We start from the raw sequence: 18,394 nt of genomic DNA on the forward strand, positions 1-18,394 counted from the left end.
CAAGCGAGGTTCAGGCACATGAGCACCGACTCCCCCTCCCCCGGGCCCTGGTGGAAGTCCGCGGTCGTCTACCAGATATATCCGCGCAGCTTCGCCGACTCCGACGGCGACGGCGTGGGGGACCTGCGCGGCATCATCTCCCGGCTGGACCATCTCGCCGAACTCGGCGTGGACGTCCTCTGGTTGTCGCCGGTGTATCCGTCGCCGCAGGACGACAACGGCTACGACATCAGCGACTACCAGGACATCGATCCGTCCTTCGGCACACTGGCGGACTTCGACGATCTGCTCGCCGCCGTCCACGCGCGGTCCATGAAGCTGGTCATGGACCTCGTCGTCAACCACACCTCCGACGAGCACCCGTGGTTCACCGAGTCCCGGCGCGGACCGGACAGCCCCAAGCGCGACTGTTACTGGTGGCGGCCGGCCCGGCAGGGCTCGGCCCCCGGCACTCCGGACGCGGAGCCCAACAACTGGCGCTCGTTCTTCTCCGGCCCGGCCTGGGAGTACGACGAGCCGGGTGACGCGTACTACCTGCATCTCTTCTCCCGCAAACAGCCCGACCTCAACTGGGAGAATCCCGAGGTCCGCGCCGCCGTCCACCGGATGATGAACTGGTGGCTCGACCGGGGCGTGGACGGCTTCCGGATGGATGTCATCAACCTCATCTCGAAGGACCCGGCGCTCGCCGACCGCACGCACCACGGCGCGGGGCCCCGGATCCATGAGTTCCTCCAGGAGATGCACCGCGAGGTCTTCGCCGGGCGCCCCGAACGGCTGCTCACCGTCGGCGAGATGCCCGGCGTGACCGTCGATGAGGCGAGGCTCTTCACCGATCCGGCGCGCGCCGAGGTGGACATGGTCTTCCAGTTCGAGCATGTCGGACTCGACCACGGCGACGGCAAGTTCGATGTACGGCCGCTGAACCTGCTCGACCTCAAGGCGTCCCTCGGCCGCTGGCAGGACGGCCTCAGCGGGACCGGCTGGAACAGCCTCTACTGGAACAACCACGACCAGCCGCGCGTGGTCTCCCGCTTCGGCGACGACGGGCCCGGCCACCGGGTCAGGTCCGCGACGATGCTGGCCACCGTCCTGCATCTGCACCGGGGCACCCCGTACATCTACCAGGGCGAGGAACTGGGCATGACCAACGCCCCGTTCACCTCCATCAACGACTTCCGCGACATCGAGTCGCTCAACCACTACGCGGAGGCGGTCGACGCGGGCACGGACCCGGTGCGCGTGCTGGCGGGGCTGCGGGCGATGGGGCGTGACAACGCCCGTACGCCGATGCAGTGGGACGCCTCCCCGCACGCCGGATTCACCACCGGCACCCCGTGGATCCCGGTCAACCCGAACCACACCGAGGTCAACGCGGAAGCGGTGTACGCCGATCCGTCGTCCGTCTTCCACCACTACCGCAGGCTGATCGCACTGAGGCACTCGGAACCGGTGGTGGCGCACGGCGACTTCACGATGCTGCTGCCTGACGATCCGCGGGTGTACGCGTATACCCGGCGGCTGGTGGGGGCGGACGGTGCGGCGACCGAGCTGCTGGTCCTCGGCAACTTCACCGGCGACACGGCGGAGGCCGCCCTGCCGGACGACGGCTGGCGCGATGCCGGCCTGCTGATCGGCAATGTCCCGGGCCCCGCGCCGCTCGGCACGACAGTGACGCTCGCGCCCTGGGAGGCAAGGGTCCACCGCCGCCACCGCCCGGCCTGATCCGCGTCGCTCCGGACAATGAGTTGGCCCCGAGGGATGGATCCCCCGGGGCCAACTCGGCGGCGCCATAGGTACGGCGCCGCCTACCGGCCGGCTATCGGCCGATCGTGAAGGTGTCGATGTCGAACAGGGCGCCGCCGCCACCGGTGAAGGTGAGGAACAGCGGGCCGGTCGGGGTGCCCGTCAGGATGGTGGACACGTCTCGGAACGTCTCCCAGCCACCCGTGTTCGGCACCGCGACCGAACCGGCGACGGGTCCGGTCGCCGAGCCCGAGCGGATCTGGACGGTGCCTCCCGCGCCGGCCGATGAGACCCTCGCCGCGAAGGTCTTCGCCCCGGTGAGCGACGCCTGGGAGTAGCCCGCCCAGTCGCCGTTCTCGATGTGGCCGAGCGTCCTGCCTCCGCTCGCCGGAGCGTGGTCGGCGGGCTGGACACCCTGGCTGGAGGTGTAGGACTCCCCTTCGTAGGTGGTGGTCTGGGGCGGGTTGGTGCCGCCGAGTTCCTTGATCCTGATGTCGCGGAAGGACACGTCGTCACCGGTGCCGTGGTTCTGGATCCCGATGTGTCCCTGCTGGAGCGAGCGCACCGGGTCGGTGTTGGTGAAGTCGTTGATCCGTACGCCGTTGAGGAAGACCTGGAGCCGCTCCCCCTCCACCCGGATCTCGTACGTGTTCCAACTCCCCGGCGGATTCAGGGCGTTGTCCCGCGCCGTGATATCCGCCGCCTTGAAGCCGTAGACGGACCCGGTGGTCCGGTCGGCCGCGTCGGTGGAGTCGATCTGGATCTCGTAACCCTGGTTCACCGAGGTGTTGACGTCGTCGGAGGCCGGGAAGCCCACGAACACACCGGAGTTGTCGTCCCCGGCCATGCGCCAGTCCAGCTTGAGGGAGTACGAGGCGTACTCCTTAGCCCGGTACCAGTACAGGCCCATGCCACCCTGCGAGTTCAGCGTGGCGTCGGTGTTGGTGAAGCTGCCGGGTCCGGCCTGGGACCAGCCGGTCGTCGAGCCGTTGTAGAGCGGGGTGTAGCCGGTCTCCGCGCGGCAGTCGGCCTTGGCGAAGCCCGCCGCGTACCGGATGCCGCCGAGCAGCAGTGACCGGAAAGCGGGGTCGGCGTACGACTCCTGGGTGTGGCCGAGTCCGGTGTAGAAGGACCGGCCGTTGCCCTGCGGGTGGCACCAGGTGATCGGGTGGTCCCCGCTCATCTCCCCGCCGCTGTAGGTGGATTCGTCCAGGCTCTGGAGGACCCGGACCTGCGGGCGGGGATTGGTGCGGTAGTTGTACCACTCGTCGGTACGGGACCAGGTCTGGCCCAGGTGCGAGGTGGCCGCGTGCGACCGGTCCTCGTTCTTCACCGTGGCCCGCTGGATCGCCGGGTGGCTCTTGAACCAGGCGCCGACGAGCTGCTGGTACTGCGGCCACTCGTACTCGGTGTCGGCCGCCGCGTGGATGCCGAAGTAGCCGCCGCCACCGTCCACATACCCCTGGAGCGCCGACTGCTGGCTGGTGTTCAGCACGTCGCCGGTGGTGGAGAGGAAGACGACGGCCTTGAAGTTGGCCAGGTTCGACGTGGTGAAGGCGGTGCTGTCCTCGGTGGCGGTGACGGTGAAGTTGTTGGCCGCGCCGAGGTCGCGGATGGTCTGTGTACCGACCGGGATGGAGTCGTGCCGGAAGCCCGCCGTCTTGGAGAAGACGAGAACCCGGTAGGCGGGGTCGGCGGCCTGGGCCGCGGTGGCCGGTGCCAGAAGTGACGCGGCGAGGCCGAGTGTGAGGGCGAAGGCCGCGGCCGCGGTCTTCGGCAGGGTGCGGAGCTGACGGAGCATCACTGTCTCCTTGACTCGCGTCACTTGGTGAGAGTGAGGGTGTCGATGTCGAAGAGCGAGCCCGCCCCACCGCTGAAGGTGAGGAAGAGCGTCCCGGACGATCCGGTGCCGGTCAGCGCGGTGGAGACGTTCTGGAACGTCTCCCAGCCGCCGGTGTTGGGGACGGCGACGCTGCCGAGGACGGCGCCGGTTGCCGAGCCCGACCGGATGGTGACGGTGCCGCCGGCGCCGGCCGAGGAGATCTTCGCTGAGAAGGTCTTGGTCCCGGCCGTCGGGACGGATGCGTACCCCGCCCAGTCACCGTTCTCGATGTGCCCGAGCGTCTTGCCGCCGCTCGCCGGGGCGTGGTCGGCCGCCTGAACACCCTGCCCCGAGCTGTACGACTCGCCCTCGACGGTCTGGCTGGAGCCGCCGGTGCCGGTGGCGAAGGTGAAGGCGTCGACGTCGAAGAGATTGCCCTGGCCGGTCACGCCCTTGAAGACGAGGAACAACTCGGTTGTCGCGGCAGGGGCGTTGGCGATGTTCCCCGACACGTCGACGAAGTTCTCCCAGCCGCCGGTGGGTGCCACGGCCACCGAGCCGAGCAGCGTGCCGGTCGCGGACCCGGCCCGTACCTCCAGGGTGCCGCCGACGCCGCCGGAGGCGACCCGGGCGGTGAACCTGTTGGCGTTGGCCACGTTGTACGGCTTGAAGGAGACCCAGTCGTTGTTGTCGGTGAAGCCGACGGTGCTGCCGCCCTCGGCGTTGCCGTGGGCCGCGATCTCGATGCCGGACTGGGCGCCGAAGTGCTCGCCCTGCCGGTGCCGGGGCTGGAGGATACGGGCGCTGTGCGTGGTCAGCCCGGCGCCGTCGGTGTACTCGGCGTCGAAGACCCCGTAGATGTTGGCCGCGCTGTCGTGCTCCCCGTCGGCGGGCACGCTGAGGTTGCCGGAGCAGCCGGTGGTCTGGGTGATCTGGTGCCGGTGCTCGTCGTGGCCGAGCAGATAGGTGACCTTGACCTTGGAGCAGTCGATGGTCCCGTCCTCCGGGTCGCTGACGGTGACCTGGAAGGGCACGGTGTCACCGAAGGAGAACAGCTGGCCGTCCTTGGGGGTCTGGAGGGTCACGGTCGGCGCGGTGTTGCCCGCCGTGACGACCAGACTCGCGGAGCCGGTCAGCCCTTCGGGGTCGCGCACCGTGAGCGTCGGCCGGAAGGTGCCGTTGGTGGTGTACGTGTGGCTCGGGTTGGCGGCCGTGGACGTGGTGCCGTCGCCGAAGTTCCACGAGTACGTGAGTGCCTTGCCCTCGGGGTCGGAGCTGCCGGCCGAGGAGAACGCGACGGTCAGCGGGGTGGGTCCGGACACCTTGTCGGCCGCTGCCTTGGCGACCGGGTTGCGGTTGGCGGCGCCGACGTACTCGACGCGGTACAGGGCCTGGTTGTTGCCGCCGGTGCCGTAGTCGAGGACGTACAGCGCGCCGTCCGGGCCGAAGGCCTGGTCCATGACCTGCGTACCGGTCCAGGGGAAGGCCTCGATGACGCCGGGGGTGCCGTCGGCCTTGACCTCGATGGCCTTGATCCACTTACGGCCGTACTCACCGGCGAAGAAGCGGCCGTCGAGCGACTGCGGGAACTTCACGTTCGAGTTGAGGTTGGCGTCGTAGCGGTAGACGGGGCCGCCCATGGGCGACTCGGAGCCGCCGCCGAACTCGGGCGGGCTGCCCGCGTCACCGCCGTACTTGATCCAGCTCGACTTGGCGGCGGGCAGGGTCGGCAGGCCGGTATTGCGGAACGAGTTGTTCGCGGGCGCGGCGCAGTTGTACTTGGCGGCGGAGGGGCCGCTGGGGAAGGTGTACTCGCTGTACGTCTCGTTGGCCGTGTTCGTGCCGGTGCAGTACGGCCAGCCGTAGTTGCCCGGTGCGGTGATGCGGTTGAACTCGACCTGGCCGCTGGGACCGCGGCTCGCGTTGGTGACACCGGAGTCAGGGCCGTAGTCGCCGAGGTAGACGATGCCGGTGGCCTTGTCGACGGACATCCGGAACGGGTTGCGGAAGCCCATCGCGTAGATCTCGGGACGCGTCTGCGCTGTACCCGGGGCGAAGAGGTTGCCGGAGGGCACGGTGTAGCCGCCGGCCGCGGTCGGCTTGATCCGCAGGACCTTGCCGCGCAGGTCGTTGGTGTTGCCCGACGAGCGCTGGGCGTCGAACTGCGGGTTGCGGTCGCTTCGTTCGTCGATCGGCGAGTAGCCGGATGACTCGAACGGGTTCGTGTCGTCGCCCGTCGTCAGGTACAGATTCCCGGCCGCGTCGAAGTCGATGTCACCGCCGACGTGGCAGCACTGGCCGCGGTCGTTGGGGACTTCGAGTACGACCTTCTCGCTGGCCAGGTCGAGCGTGTTGTCGGCCTTGAGCGTGAAGCGCGAGAGGTTGAGGTGGCCCTTCCACGGCTCGAACGCCGCGGCGTTGCCAGTGACCGGCGCGTCCCCGCCCGGGGTGCTGAGCTTGGGCGAGTAGTACAGATACAGATACCGGTTGCTCTGGAAGTCCGGGTCGGCGGCTATCCCCTGGAGGCCTTCCTCGTCATGGGTGTAGACGTCGAGCTTGCCCGCCGACTTCGTGTTGCCCGCGGCGTCGGTGTAGCGGACCGTTCCGTCCCTCGCCGTGTGCACGACGGCACGGTCGGGCAGTACGGCGAGTGACATCGCCTCGCCCAACTCGGCTGAACCGAGAGCGAGTTGTACCTGCTGATAGTCGCCGGCCGGAATGGCGGCGGGTGCTGCGGGTGCTGCCTCGTGGCCGGGGTGGCCCGGGTGGGCGGCGGCGGTGGGGACGCTGATCGCGCCGCCACCCACCACCAGACCCAGTACCGCGAGCCACCTCAGCCACTTCTGTCTCGGGCGCGGCCGTCCTGAGAGTCCTGACATCGAGCTTCCTTCCTTACCTGATCATGGGGGGTGAGGCAGGCGGAAGCGCGGGCGAGCGCGCCACCGTGTCTCACTCAGGGAGGAACCTGCCGTCCGGGTGATGTCCCGTCACCCGGAAAGCAGCCGTACTGATCCGTGCAAGGGCATGTGATGCGGCACCGAACATTCGCGGGAAACCCGCGAGAGTTTCGCATGCTGGCAACGGGACCATAATTTGTCAAGGGTCCATCCAAATTGCCGTGGACCGCCGTCGCGTCAGGGAGCCGCGAGGAGCGGTCCGGTGGAGGAATCGCGGCTACCGACACCCATCTGGGATTGCGTTCGCACACTGAACAAATGCCGCAGTCGCGGGAGATGACGGATCGTCAGGACAGCGGACCCTGCGGACAGCCGCAACGGCACGGTGGAGGTGGCTACACCCCCCGATGTGGCGTCCAGCCCCCCTGATCTCACGGCCCCGAGGGATCAAGCTCGTTTCATCGGCCGGGACGTTGCCGGGGGGCCACGTACAAGGAGGGATTCACCATGAGCCGCGAGATGACCGCCGCAGCCACGGAGACCGAGACCAGGACCGACAACAGGACCGACAACGGGACCAAGACCGCGACCCCGACCTGGCCGCGGACCGGTGCCGGTACGGGCATCACCGGCGCGGGCAGGCACGGCCGCCGTGTCGTGGTCGCCGCGCTGCTGGCGCCCGCGCTCCTCGCCACGGCCGCCCCCGCCGCCAACGCGCGGGAGGCCGCCCGGCCCGGCGGCGTACAGCACCAACTCGACGTGCTGGTCGAGCGGGACGGGGCGCCGGGCACCCTCGCGTATGTCAACAGCCGGACGTACACGGCGGGGACGGCACAGGCCGGGACGGGGCGGCCGGCTGTCGACGCCGACGCGCGCTTCCGACTGGCCGGCGACACGAAGGCGTTCACCGCGGCCGCGGTGATGGGGCTCGTGGCCGACGGCAAGGTACGGCTCGACTCGCCCGCCCGGCGCTATGTCCCGCAGCTGGGGGAAAACCCCGTCACCGTACGGGAGTTGCTGAAGCAGCGGAGCGGACTGCCCGAGTACACCGGCCTGATCGACTGGAGCGGCGGCCCGTACACGGACGAGGACCACCTCGCGCTCGCGCTGGCCGCGGACCAGGACTTCGAACCGGGCGCCGACTGGGGGTACTCCAACACCAACTATCTGGTCCTGGGCCTCCTCATCAACAACACGTCGGGCGAGAACCACCGCGACCACATCGAACGGACCGTGCTGGGCCCCCTCGGCCTCAAAGACACATACTGGCCGGCACGCGGGGAGCCGACCCCGCGCGGCATGTCCGGGCCCTCCGGCGGCCTTGTGTCCACCCAGAAGGACCTCAACGCCTTCTGGGCGGGGCTCTTCGAGGGCCGGCTGCTGCCCGGCTGGGCGGTGCGGCAGATGACGAACGACACGACGGACGTCGGCGGGCGGGACGTCTATCCACGAGGCAGCCGTTACGGGTACGGGGTCGCGAGCATCCCGCTGAGCGGCTTACGGGGGACGGTGGACGCGGCGCTGTGCGCCGGGCGCAAGGGCGTGTCTCAGTAACGCCGTTGTCGTCGTTCGGGCAACGGATGCTTCGGGTCGGGTGGTGCCGCTCCTGGGCAGGAGCGGCACCACCGGGCATCCGCCTGGGCCAGCCTCCGAGGGCCGCTTGTTCAGCCCACCCAGGGGTTGTCGACGGACCAGGTCGTGTCCTCCGTGAACGAGGCCGGATTGTCCCAGGCCCGCGCACCACCCCGAGTCGCCATCCACACCTCCGAGTTGATGTGCCGCAGATAGGCGCCGGCCATGTTGTACGAAGCCAGCCGCACTCCCCCGGCGGCGGGCAGCGCGCAGAACGTGGCATCGGCCCGGAAGAGCGCCGATCCGTCGCCCGCCTCCTTGTAGACGCGGAAGTCGCGGTGCCGCAGATACTGCCCGGGGTAGTTGCGTGACTCGAAGGAGTAGCAGCCGCTGCCCGCGAGCCCGGGGACGATCTTCCAGGTGGCGTCGTTCTTCAGCAGGGCGTCGCTGTTCGCGTCGACGGGCGCGGTGAAGGCGAGCCCGTCCTGATGGCGGAGGTACTTGCCGGTGTGACCGGGTGTGGTCACCCGCAGCGACTTGTGCCGGCCGGTGGGCAGCGTGACAGGTGGCGGCGGGTTGCGCGAGGCTTCGACGAGGGCGAGGTTGGCGGCCCGGAGCCGGGCCGCGTCGACCTTGACCACCTGCCGGTCGTACGTCAGCAGGCCGTTGGCCTCGTTCTCCACATCGGTGATCTCGGTGTAGACGGACGCGGACAGTCCGCTGGGCATCTGATTCTCGCGGATGGTGTCGATGAGGCCGACGAGACGGTTGTTGAGCGCGGCGACGCTCGCCTGGTCCTCGTAGCTGAAACCGCCGCCGGGGTACCACTCGTGTCCGGGCACCTTCCAGCCCAGCCCGCCGAACTCACCGAGGACGGCCGCACGGGTGGCGGTCGGTGTCGTGGTGCCGGGACCGACGTAGACATGGTTGTCGATGACGTCGCCGTTGCCACCGTCCACGGAGCCGCAGCAGTTGACGCCGCTCATGTTGTTGACGAGGCGGGAGGGATCGTACGCCTCGACCTCGTTCGCGATCCTGGCCTGGTCGTACTGCCCCCAGCCCTCGTTCTGATTGACCCACATGACCAGTGACGGCGAGCTTCGGTGCTGGTCGATGATCCGGTCGTACTCGGCCTCCCACTGCACACGGGCGGCGCTGTCCGGGGTCCGGGTGTCCATGGCCGGCATGTCCTGCCACACCAGCAGACCGAGCCGGTCCGCCCAGTAGAACCAGCGCTGCGGCTCCACCTTGATGTGTTTGCGGACCATGTTGAAGCCGAGGTCCTTGTGCTTCTGGAGGTCGTACCGCAGCGCCTCGTCACTGGGCGCGGTGTAGATGCCGTCCGGCCAGTAGCCCTGGTCGAGCGTGCCGGTCTGGAAGACGAACTCGCCGTTGAGGAGAGGGCGTTGGACCCCACCGACGTTGCCGACGGAGATGGAGCGCATCCCGGCGTAGCTGCCGACCGAGTCGAGGGTCGTGCCGCCGCCCGTGCCCGGCAGCAGGTCGGCCCGCACGTCGTACAGGAACGGATCCTCGGGGGTCCACAGACGCGGGTCCGGGATCGCCACCGAGAGCTGGCTGTTCACGGGGCCGGTGGCGGTGGCCACGGTCGTACCGCCGGAGGAGACCGTCACCCTGGCCGTCCGGCCTGCGGCGCCGGCGCCCCGGACGGTCACCTTCAGTGTGCTGTCGGAGAGGCTGGGCACCATGTCGAGCTGGGTGATGTGCGCGGAGGCGGTGGGCTCCAGCCAGACGGTCTGCCAGATGCCGGACGCCGCCGTGTAGAAGATGCCGCCGCCGGGATGCGGGGTGACGTCGTTGATCCGCTGCTTGCCGACGGCCTGACCGCCGGTCTGGGAGGGGTCGAAGACGGAGACGACGACGGTGTTGGTGCCGCCCGGCGTCAGCAGCGGCGTGATGTCGTAGGTGAACGCGTCGAAGCCGCCGCTGTGGGCCGCGCCGGCCTGCCGGCCGTTGACCCAGACCGTGGTCTGCCAGTCACTGGCCCCGAAGTTGAGCTGGACACGGCGGCCGTTCCAGTCCGCCGGCACGGTGAAGTTCCGCTTGTACCAGAGTTTGTCGCTCTGGGTGATCTTGCGCTGGATCCCGGAGAGGGCCGACTCGGCGACGAACGGCACCCTGATCTGCTCGGGGAAGGTGGCGGGCTGCCCGGCGTTCGCGGCGGTGACCGCGAAGTCCCAGATGCCGTTGAGGTTGACCCAGTCGGGGCGGGTGAGCTGGGGGCGCGGATACTCCGGCAGCGGGTTGTCGACCGGGACCTGATTGGTCCACGGGGTGGTCATCGGGGACGGTTTGGGCTGCCAGGCGGCGGACTTCGCCTCGGCCGGGCCGGCGGTCATCACCAGGCTCGCGCAGAGGAGGAGCAGTGCGCCGAGCCAGGCGCTCGCGCGGCGTGGCAGCGAGGCGTACGGGTCGTACGAGGCGTGCATGGTCGATTGCCCTCCTCGGTCATACGGGCGAGGACGGTGCTGATGCGGCCCGCAGGCATCTCTTACATCGTTGGAAGGGGGCTGTACACCCTCGCCGCACGGCCGGTTGCCGCCGGGCTGCGGGGCCCGGCGGCAGGCGTCATGATGGCACTGCCCGGGGCACCGTCCGTGCGGCGGGCAGCGCCGTCGGCGTACGCGCGACCGACCCAGTCACCAGGAGGACCACTCATGAGCGTCACCCCCGAAGACCCGACGGTCGCCGCGTTCGTCTCGGCGATCAACGGCGGCGACCGCGACGCCCTGTTCGCCCTTCTCACCGCGGACGCCACGATGTCCGACGACGGCAGCGAACGGGACCTCGCGGCCTGGGTGGACAAGGAGATCTTCTCCGCGGACGGCCGGATGGACGTCGAGACCGTCTCCGACGAGGGCCGGGCCCTGAAGGCGACGTTCACGAACGCGACGTACGGCACCATGCGGACGCGCTGGGCCTTCACCGTCTCCGACGGCCGTATCAGCCACTTCGAGACGGGCCAGGCCTAGGGCGTGTTTTAGAAGTAGCGTCGTCCGCCCGGTAGGGCGGGGCCCGGGGCGTCTGGTGCGTGCGATCGCAAGGCGGAGGATCAGCCTCGTACTGGACGTACTTGGATGACTCCGACAACGCGGCGAGCGTGCGTGCCAGGCGTCGTGGGCCAGACGGGACTTCTCAAACACGCCCTAGGGTCTGTCGTGTCCTCAAGGTCCCGCCGGGGGCGGACCAGTCCCCGGAAGGGACGGAACCGCAGGCCGCTGATGTCCCCGGCGTCGTCACCGTCGTCCTCGTACGCGCTCAGCACCCGCACCCGGGCCCCGTCCTCGCTGATGTGCAGGTGCTCCGCGATCAGCGTGCCCGACGCGGGCGCGGCGGCGGTCCGTTCCGCCAGTTCGCGGACGAGCGCGCGCGACTCCGCGAGCCCGCCGGTGTCATAGGAGATCGCCCCGAAACTGCGCGCGACCGCCCCGGGGTCGAGGACGACGGACCGGTGAAGGGTGAATCGTCCGGGCGGTCCGGCGCTGATGAGGGCTTCGACACCCCTGGCCACGGTCCGCTGGTTCCGCGGGTCGGCGGCGAAGGCCCGGTGTCCTTCGGACGTCGCCCACTGCGCGTAGTTGAGGATCGTCCGGCCGTCGGATCCCGCCAGACAGTGGCGGGCGAGATAGGCCACCGGCAGGTCGGCCTCGCGCCAGACGTCCATGACGCCTGCCATGACCGTCCGCTGCCGCTCGGGACCGTCGGTCTGCCACTGGGACATCAGAATGAGACCCGCGTCGGGGCGGGCGAGGTCGGGCAGAGCTGATTCGACGGGCTCCGGCTCTGTAGGCCCTATTTCGTTGGTCATGCCAACAGTTTTCAACCTCAACCGCGGTTGTGGTCAAGCGGAGAGCGATGAGTCCGCGAGGAATTCCGGGTCACCACCGGCACAGGGCAGCACTGCCGACGAACCGCGAAGAGGAGAAACCGATGCGCCATCCGACACCCCACCCCGCGCTGAGCCGCCTGGACGCTCTCGTGGGCGAGTGGGACATGTGGGCGGCCGGACACCGGGCGGGTCCGGTCCGGACCGAGTTCGCGTGGCTGGAGGGCGGCGCTTATCTGGTCCAGCGTGCGGACCTGGGGCCCTCGACGGTGCTTCCGCCGGAGTGGGGAGAGAACGCGCCCTTCCCCACGAGCACGATCACCGGCTACGACGACACGTCCGACGAGTTCACGACGCTGTACGCCGACGGCCGGGGCGTCGCACGCGTCTACCGTACGAGCCTGGGCGCCGGCGTCTGGAAGCAGTGGCGCGCGGCGGCCGGCTTCCACCAGCGCTTCAGCGCGACCTTCAACGAGGCCGGCGACACGATAAGGGGCGGCTGGGAGCGCTCGGAGGACGGCGAGTTCTGGGCGACCGACTTCGACGTGACCTATGTCCGCCCCGGCGTCCGCCCGCCGTCGCCGGACGGGCCGGCGTAGCCGACGCCGACGTCTCCCCGGCAGCGCGCCGCGAGCCGGACGCCACCTTCCGGGCACGCCCCGACGGCGTCACGCGCCGAGTTGGTGGCCCGTCGTCGCGTCGACATGGGCCGGGATCTCGTCGTGGCGGTCGCCGACCGTCGACGTGCCGGAGGGTTCGAACATCATGATCGCCGTGCGGGTGGCGGCGTACGGCTTGTGCTCCGTGCCACGGGGGACGGTGAACACCGCTCCCCGCGGCAGCGCGACCGTGCGCTCACCCCCAGGCTCACGCAACGAGATCCAAAGCTCCCCTTCGAGTACCAGGAAGAACTCGTCGGTGTCCTCGTGGACGTGCCAGACATGCTCGCCCTCGACCTTGGCGACGCGCACGTCGTAGTCGTTGACATGCGTCACGATACGAGGGCTCCACAGGGCGTCGAAGGAGGTCAGCGCCTTGTCAAGGGAGATGGGCAGGTCGGTTTCATCGCTCATGCGGCCATACTCGCCCGTTCCGCGCCACCGACGTGAGTGCTAGGAATTGCATATGACGAAAGAATCCTCGCAGCGCCCGCGCCGGGGTGCCTCTGGGCGCATCCACCGCGTCGTGGTGATCGTGGACGAGAACTCGAACCCGTTCGAGCTCGGCTGCGCGACCGAGATCTTCGGCCTGCACAGGCCCGAGATCGGCCGCGACCTCTACGACTTCCGCCTCTGCTCCCCCGAGCCCAACACCCTGATGCGGGACGGGTTCTTCACGCTCACGGGCGTCGCCGAGCTGTCGGTGGCGGACACGGCGGACACCTTGATCGTCCCCAACCGGCCCGACGTCGAGGTGCCCCGCCGTACGGCCGTGCTCGACGCCGTACGGCGGGCCCACGCGCGCAGCGCGCGCCTGGTCGGCTTCTGCAGCGGCGCTTTCACGCTCGCCGAGGCGGGGGTCCTGGACGGGCGCCGGGCCACGGCGCACTGGCAGTGGGCCGACTCCTTCCGGGCCCGCTTCCCCTCCGTACACCTCGAATCGGACGTGCTGTTCGTGGACGACGGTGACATCCTCACGGCGGCGGGGAGCGCCGCCGCGCTCGACCTCGGGCTGCATGTGGTCCGCCGCGACCACGGCGCCGAGGTCGCCAACTCGGTGAGCCGGCGGCTGGTCTTCGCGGCGCACCGGGACGGCGGGCAGCGGCAGTTCGTGGAGCGTCCGGTGCCCGACCAGCCGGACGAGTCGCTGGCGCCCGTGCTGGCCTGGGCGCAGGAGCGGCTGGACTCCCCGCTCGCGGTGGCGGACCTCGCGTCACGCGCCTCGGTCAGCGCCGCGACGCTGCACCGCCGCTTCCAGGCGCAACTGGGCACCACGCCGCTGGCCTGGCTCACCGGTGAACGGGTCGCCCTCGCCTGCCGGTTGATCGAACGGGGCGAGTCACGCTTCGAGTGGGTGGCGCGCCGCAGCGGGCTCGGTACGGCCACGAATCTGCGGACACTCATCCGCCGCGAGACCGGCCTGACACCGTCGGCCTACCAGCGCCGGTTCGGCCCAGGACCGGCCTGACGCCGGCCGGTTCACGCCGCCACGCCCGCACCCTCCGCAGCGTCGGCGACCTCCTGACCGTCGCCATCGCCGTGGCCATCCCCATCGCCATCGAGAAGCTCCGCGATCAGCTCCGCGAACTCGTCCGGCGATGCTATGCGCGTCCCGAGCTGCTCGGCCTTCTCCCGCTTTGATCCGGCATTCTCCCCCGCGACCAGCAGGGACGTGCGCTTGGAGACGCTGGAGGAGGACTTGCCGCCCGCCCGCTCGATCAGTTCGTTCATCTGGTTGCGGGAGAGCTTCTCCAGCGGGCCCGTCATCGCGCCCGTGACGACGACGGTCATCCCGTCCAACGGACCGCTGCGCGCGGCGACTTCGCCGTCCTCGGAGGCCATCGGATCGTCGGACGGAGGCGTCGCACCGGGCTCGGTCATGTTGACCCCGGCGGCACGCAGCTTCTCGATGAGCTCCGCCAGCTCGGCCAGCTCCGCCACGATCGTCGGGGCCTTCTCGACGCCGATCCCGTCGACACGCTGCATCGCCTCCTCGTCGGCGGCACACAGCACGTCCATGGACGCGAAGTGCCGTGCGATCCGCCGGGACATGGAGCGGCCGGTGCCACGTACGCCGAGGGCGGCCAGGACGCGGGACAGCGGCTGCCCCTTGGCCCGCTCGATCGCGGCCAGGAGATTGTCCGTGCTGGTCCCGCCCATCCGGTCGAGGCCGAGGATCTGCTCACGGGTGAGGGTGAACAGGTCGCCGATGTCGGCGATGAGCCCGGAGTCGACGAGTTGGACGACGCGGGTCGCGCCCAGGCCCTCGATGTCGAACTGGTCGCGCCCGGCGGCGTACGAGATGGAGGCGACGACATGGCAGTCACGGCCCCGGACACAGCGCCACCGCTGCTCCGAGGTGTCGATCTCCGAGCCGCACTGGGGGCACACCTCGGGGAAGCCGATGGCCTTCTCGTCGCCGGTACGCAGGTGCGCCACGGGCGCCTCGACCCGGGGGATGATGTCGCCCGCCTTGTAGACCATCACGTGGTCGCCGATCCGCAGGTCCCGCCGGGTGATGTCGTTCGTGTTGTGGAGGGTGGCGTAGGTGACGGTCGATCCGTCTATCTCGACCGGTTCCAGGACGGCACGGGGTGCGATGGTGCCGGTCCGGCCGACGTTCCACTCCACGTCCAGCAGCCGGGTCACCTTCTCGACCGCGGGCAGCTTCCAGGCGATCGCCCAGCGGGGCGCGCGGGAGCCCGATCCGGCGGCCAGCTGGTCCGCGGCGCCGTCGGCCTTGATGACGATGCCGTCGATTCCGAAGGGCAACTCGGGCCGGAGCGCCGCGATCTCCACCACGCGGACACGCACGGCCTCCGCGTCGGTCACCGTCCTCGGCGGGACGGTGGTGCCGGCCGTCGTGTGCACACCCAATCCCGCCACGTACGTGAGCACCTCGCTGTGCGGCAGCTCCACGAACGAGGCGGCCAGGTCGTCACCGGTCCCGGCGAGGGGCAGGGCCGCGTACGCGAAGAACGTCAACTCCACCTGGTACGGACGGTCCTTGGCCCGGACGCTCCCGGCCGCGGCGCTGCGCGGATTGGCGAACGGCGTCCCGCCGTGGCTCGTGCGCAGGGTGTTGGCCCGCTCGAACTGGTCGGTGGTCATCAGAACCTCGCCCCGCACTTCGAGCGTGACCGGCCGCGCGAGCCGGTCGGGCAGGCCCGTGATCATCCCGATCGCGTGCGAGACGTCCTCGCCCGCCAGCCCGTCCCCGCGGGTGATGAGCCGGGCCAGCCGGCCTTCCTCGTACCTCGCGGCGACGGCGAGGCCGTCCAGCTTCGGCTCGACACTCCAGCGCTCGACCGGGCGCCCGATCCGCCGCTCCACCGACGCGGCCCATACGGTGAATTCGTCACCGCCGAAAACATTGTCCAGCGACAGCATCGGCACCGTGTGCGGTACGTCCCCGACGACGGCACCGCCCGCCACCTTCCCGCTGGGCGAGTCGGCGGAGATCTCGTCCGGGTGGGCCTCCTCGTAGGCGGCTATGCCCCGCGCCAAGCGGTCGTAGGCGTCGTCGTCGAGGGCGCTCTCGCCCGTCGCGTAGTAAGCGGCGGCGGCCTTCGTCGCGGTCTCGACCGCGACGGCGTAGGCGGCTGCGTCGACAAGTACGGCTGCGGGTGTCGTCATGTCCCCCATCTTGCCGTCCACCACTGACAATGCCCCCGCCTGAGCCGCTGGCAGAGGCATCGACCAGGGGCTTTGCCAGTGCCGCGCGCTGAGTACCCGGTCAGCCGGCCAGTTCGCCGAGGAGGTCCCAGGTACGGCGCCGGTCGGCGTCCCCGGCGATCTCCGTGCCCGAGAACACCACCTCCGTCGCACCGGCGTCCCGGTAGCGGCGCACCTCCGCGGCCACCGTCCGCTCGTCGCCGATCACCGCGACGTCGACGGCGCGCTTGGCGCCGGAGAGTTCGATGACGCGCGCGTAGGACGGGATCTGCTCGTAGAACGCGAGCGCTTCGGTGACCCTCTCGCGTACGGCGTCGACGTCGTCGGTGACCACACCGTGCACGAGGGCCACGATCCGGGGCGCGGGACGGCCGGCGGCCTCCGCCGCCGCGGTGACGGCCGGCACGATGTGCTCGGCCAGCGCGCGCGGCCCGGCGAGGTACGGCAGGATCCCGTCCGCCAGTTCGCCGCTGGCACGGAGCGCCTGCGGGCCCATCGCGGCGACCAGGATCGGTACACCGGCGTCGGCTCCCGGTACCCGCGCCGGGACGAGTGCGTGTGCGCTGAGCAGTTCGCCGTCGAAGTCGGCGTTTCCGGTCTCGGTCAACTGCCGCAGGATGGTGAGGAATTCACGCAGCCGCGCGACCGGGCGTTCGAACGGGATGCCGAAGCCGCCCTCGGTGAGGAGCTTGGTGCCCAGAGCGAGGCCGAGATGGTAGCGCCCGTGCGTGGCCGCCTGCGCGGTGAGTGCCTGGCTGGACACGGTCAGCGGGTGCCGTCCGAATACGGGTATCGCGGACGTACCCACCTGGAGGGCCGGTACCTCACGTCCCACGATCGCCGCGAGTTGCGGCGAGTCGGCGCCGAAGGTCTGGCCGAACCAGGCGGACCGCAGTCCCGCCGCTGCGGCCTCCTCGGCGAGCCGTACGGTGGCGTCGATCTGGTTGTCGGGATCCGTCGCGTTGAGTGCCACTCCCACAGTCATGTCTGCGAGAACCCACGCCCGCCGGTCTCACATTCCGCTGTTGTGTGACAGCTGTGTGTCATCTCGCCGTGGGCGAACCTGTCTTGGCCGCCGACGCGCGAGAAGGACCCTCAGTGCGCGATGGAGTCGATCAGCTCGCGCGCCCCCTGCCGGAGCAGGGCCACGGCCACCGACGTGCCGAGGGTCGCCGGGTCGAGCGGGCCCGCCCACTCGTGCGCGTTGAGGACCGTCTTGCCGTCCGGGGTGAAGACCCGGGCGCGCAGGGAGAGGCCGCCGCTGCGCTCCGCGTGCGCGAATCCGGCGATCGGGCTGTTGCAGTGTCCCTGGAGGACATGGAGGAACATCCGCTCGGCGGAGGCTTCCCTGTACGTGTCCGGGTCGCCGAGCCCGGAGACGGCGTCGATGGTGTCCGTGTCGTCCTCGCGGCACTGGAGGGCGAGGATCCCGGCGCCGATGGGCGGGCACATCAGGTCTACCGGCAGCGCTTCGGTGATGACGTCGGTGCGCCCGATCCGCTCCAGACCGGCGACGGCCAGCAGCAGGGCGTCGGCCTCTTTGGCCGCGAGCTTCTCCAGCCGGCGGTTGGCGTTGCCGCGCATCGGTACGCAGATGAGGTGCGGGTGGGAGGCGGCGAGCTGGGCGACGCGCCGGACGGACGACGTACCGACCCTGGTGCCCGCGGGCAGCTCGTCGAGGGTGTGTCCGCCGGGGTGGACGAGGGCATCGCGGATGTCGTCCCTCTTCAGGAAGGCGGCGAAGACGGTCCCGGCGGGCAGCGGCCGGTCGGCGGGGACGTCCTTGACGCAGTGCACCGCGAGGTCGGCCTGTCCGGCGAGGAGGGCGGCGTCGACCTCCTTGGTGAAGGCGCCCTTCCCTTCCACCAGCGAGAGGTCGCCCATCCACTTGTCGCCGGTGGTCTTGACCGGGACGACCTCGGTCGCGATGCCGGGGTGGAGCGCGGTCAGTTCGGCGCGCACTCGCTCCACCTGTGCGAGCGCCATCGGCGAGTCGCGGGAGACGATGCGGATCAGTTCTGGGGTGGACATGGCGTTCACCCTAGAGCCTCGGGAGTGCGCTCCCGGCACCCGCCCCGGCCGCCCATCACACCCGCGCGGAGCGCGCGTTGGCCGCCTCGGTCAGGTGTGCGAGAGAAGCGGCCGCGGCAGGCTCGGGGGAGCGATGTAAAGACGA

General features: G+C 70.2%; 13 protein-coding genes. 5 read left to right on the forward strand and 8 right to left on the reverse strand.

All coding sequences use genetic code 11. From position 1 onward, the window contains the following. Nucleotides 1-18: 18 nt before the first annotated feature. Nucleotides 19-1,725: a glycoside hydrolase family 13 protein gene (locus OIE74_RS02125; protein WP_329377770.1), complete on the forward strand. Its 1,707-nt coding sequence runs from the start codon at nt 19-21 to the stop codon at nt 1,723-1,725. A 94-nt stretch (nt 1,726-1,819) separates the two neighbouring features. On the opposite strand, the gene OIE74_RS02130 is transcribed toward OIE74_RS02125, so the two are convergent. Both OIE74_RS02130 and OIE74_RS02135 read right to left on the reverse strand, forming a co-directional pair. Beyond that, complete coding sequence (locus tag OIE74_RS02130; RefSeq protein ID WP_329377772.1) at nt 1,820-3,547, reverse strand: ThuA domain-containing protein; 1,728 nt, start codon at nt 3,545-3,547, stop codon at nt 1,820-1,822. A 20-nt stretch (nt 3,548-3,567) separates the two neighbouring features. Continuing rightward, nucleotides 3,568-6,447 (reverse strand): carbohydrate-binding protein, encoded by a 2,880-nt coding sequence (locus OIE74_RS02135; RefSeq protein ID WP_329377774.1) that lies wholly within the window; start codon nt 6,445-6,447, stop codon nt 3,568-3,570. Nucleotides 6,448-6,972: 525 nt separating this feature from the next. On the opposite strand from OIE74_RS02135, the gene OIE74_RS02140 reads away from it, so the two are divergent. Further along, on the forward strand, nt 6,973-8,019 hold the full coding sequence (locus tag OIE74_RS02140; protein WP_329377776.1) for a serine hydrolase domain-containing protein: 1,047 nt from the start codon (nt 6,973-6,975) through the stop codon (nt 8,017-8,019). Nucleotides 8,020-8,129: 110 nt separating this feature from the next. Here the strand turns inward: OIE74_RS02140 and OIE74_RS02145 are convergent, their stop codons facing one another. Beyond that, nucleotides 8,130-10,487, reverse strand: coding sequence for an AbfB domain-containing protein (locus tag OIE74_RS02145; protein ID WP_443076001.1), 2,358 nt, complete (start codon nt 10,485-10,487; stop codon nt 8,130-8,132). Nucleotides 10,488-10,715: 228 nt separating this feature from the next. On the opposite strand from OIE74_RS02145, the gene OIE74_RS02150 reads away from it, so the two are divergent. After that, entirely contained in the window at nt 10,716-11,030 is a 315-nt protein-coding gene (locus OIE74_RS02150; RefSeq protein WP_329377778.1) for a nuclear transport factor 2 family protein, read from the forward strand. An 80-nt stretch (nt 11,031-11,110) separates the two neighbouring features. Here OIE74_RS02150 and OIE74_RS02155 read toward each other — a convergent pair whose 3' ends face one another. Further along, the gene (locus tag OIE74_RS02155) at nt 11,111-11,866 is read right to left on the reverse strand and encodes a hypothetical protein (protein ID WP_329377780.1); all 756 of its coding nucleotides are present in this window, start codon (nt 11,864-11,866) and stop codon (nt 11,111-11,113) included. A gap of 122 nt (nt 11,867-11,988) precedes the next feature. Between OIE74_RS02155 and OIE74_RS02160 the strand changes: the two genes are divergently transcribed. Further along, nucleotides 11,989-12,483, forward strand: a complete 495-nt coding sequence (locus tag OIE74_RS02160; protein WP_329377781.1) for a hypothetical protein — start codon at nt 11,989-11,991, stop codon at nt 12,481-12,483. A gap of 69 nt (nt 12,484-12,552) precedes the next feature. Here OIE74_RS02160 and OIE74_RS02165 read toward each other — a convergent pair whose 3' ends face one another. Continuing rightward, on the reverse strand, nt 12,553-12,957 hold the full coding sequence (locus tag OIE74_RS02165; RefSeq protein ID WP_329377783.1) for a cupin domain-containing protein: 405 nt from the start codon (nt 12,955-12,957) through the stop codon (nt 12,553-12,555). Nucleotides 12,958-13,009: 52 nt separating this feature from the next. Here OIE74_RS02165 and OIE74_RS02170 point away from each other — a divergent pair, with 52 nt between their 5' ends. Next, nucleotides 13,010-14,011 (forward strand): GlxA family transcriptional regulator, encoded by a 1,002-nt coding sequence (locus OIE74_RS02170; RefSeq protein WP_329377786.1) that lies wholly within the window; start codon nt 13,010-13,012, stop codon nt 14,009-14,011. 11 nt (nt 14,012-14,022) lie between these two features. Here OIE74_RS02170 and ligA read toward each other — a convergent pair whose 3' ends face one another. The 3 genes from ligA to hemC all read right to left on the reverse strand — a co-directional run bounded on the left by ligA (nt 14,023) and on the right by hemC (nt 18,249). Next, a complete protein-coding gene (gene ligA / locus OIE74_RS02175) occupies nt 14,023-16,188 on the reverse strand; it encodes an NAD-dependent DNA ligase LigA (RefSeq protein ID WP_329377788.1) in 2,166 nt (721 codons plus the stop codon). A 91-nt stretch (nt 16,189-16,279) separates the two neighbouring features. Continuing rightward, nucleotides 16,280-17,203 carry an LLM class F420-dependent oxidoreductase gene (locus tag OIE74_RS02180; RefSeq protein ID WP_329377790.1) on the reverse strand — a complete coding sequence of 308 codons (924 nt, stop codon included), beginning with the start codon at nt 17,201-17,203 and terminating at the stop codon, nt 16,280-16,282. 110 nt (nt 17,204-17,313) lie between these two features. Continuing rightward, nucleotides 17,314-18,249 (reverse strand): hydroxymethylbilane synthase, encoded by a 936-nt coding sequence (gene hemC, locus OIE74_RS02185; RefSeq protein WP_329377792.1) that lies wholly within the window; start codon nt 18,247-18,249, stop codon nt 17,314-17,316. Nucleotides 18,250-18,394 lie beyond the last annotated feature (145 nt).

The organism is Streptomyces sp. NBC_01716 (genome assembly GCF_036248275.1).
Lineage (GTDB): Bacteria > Actinomycetota > Actinomycetes > Streptomycetales > Streptomycetaceae > Streptomyces.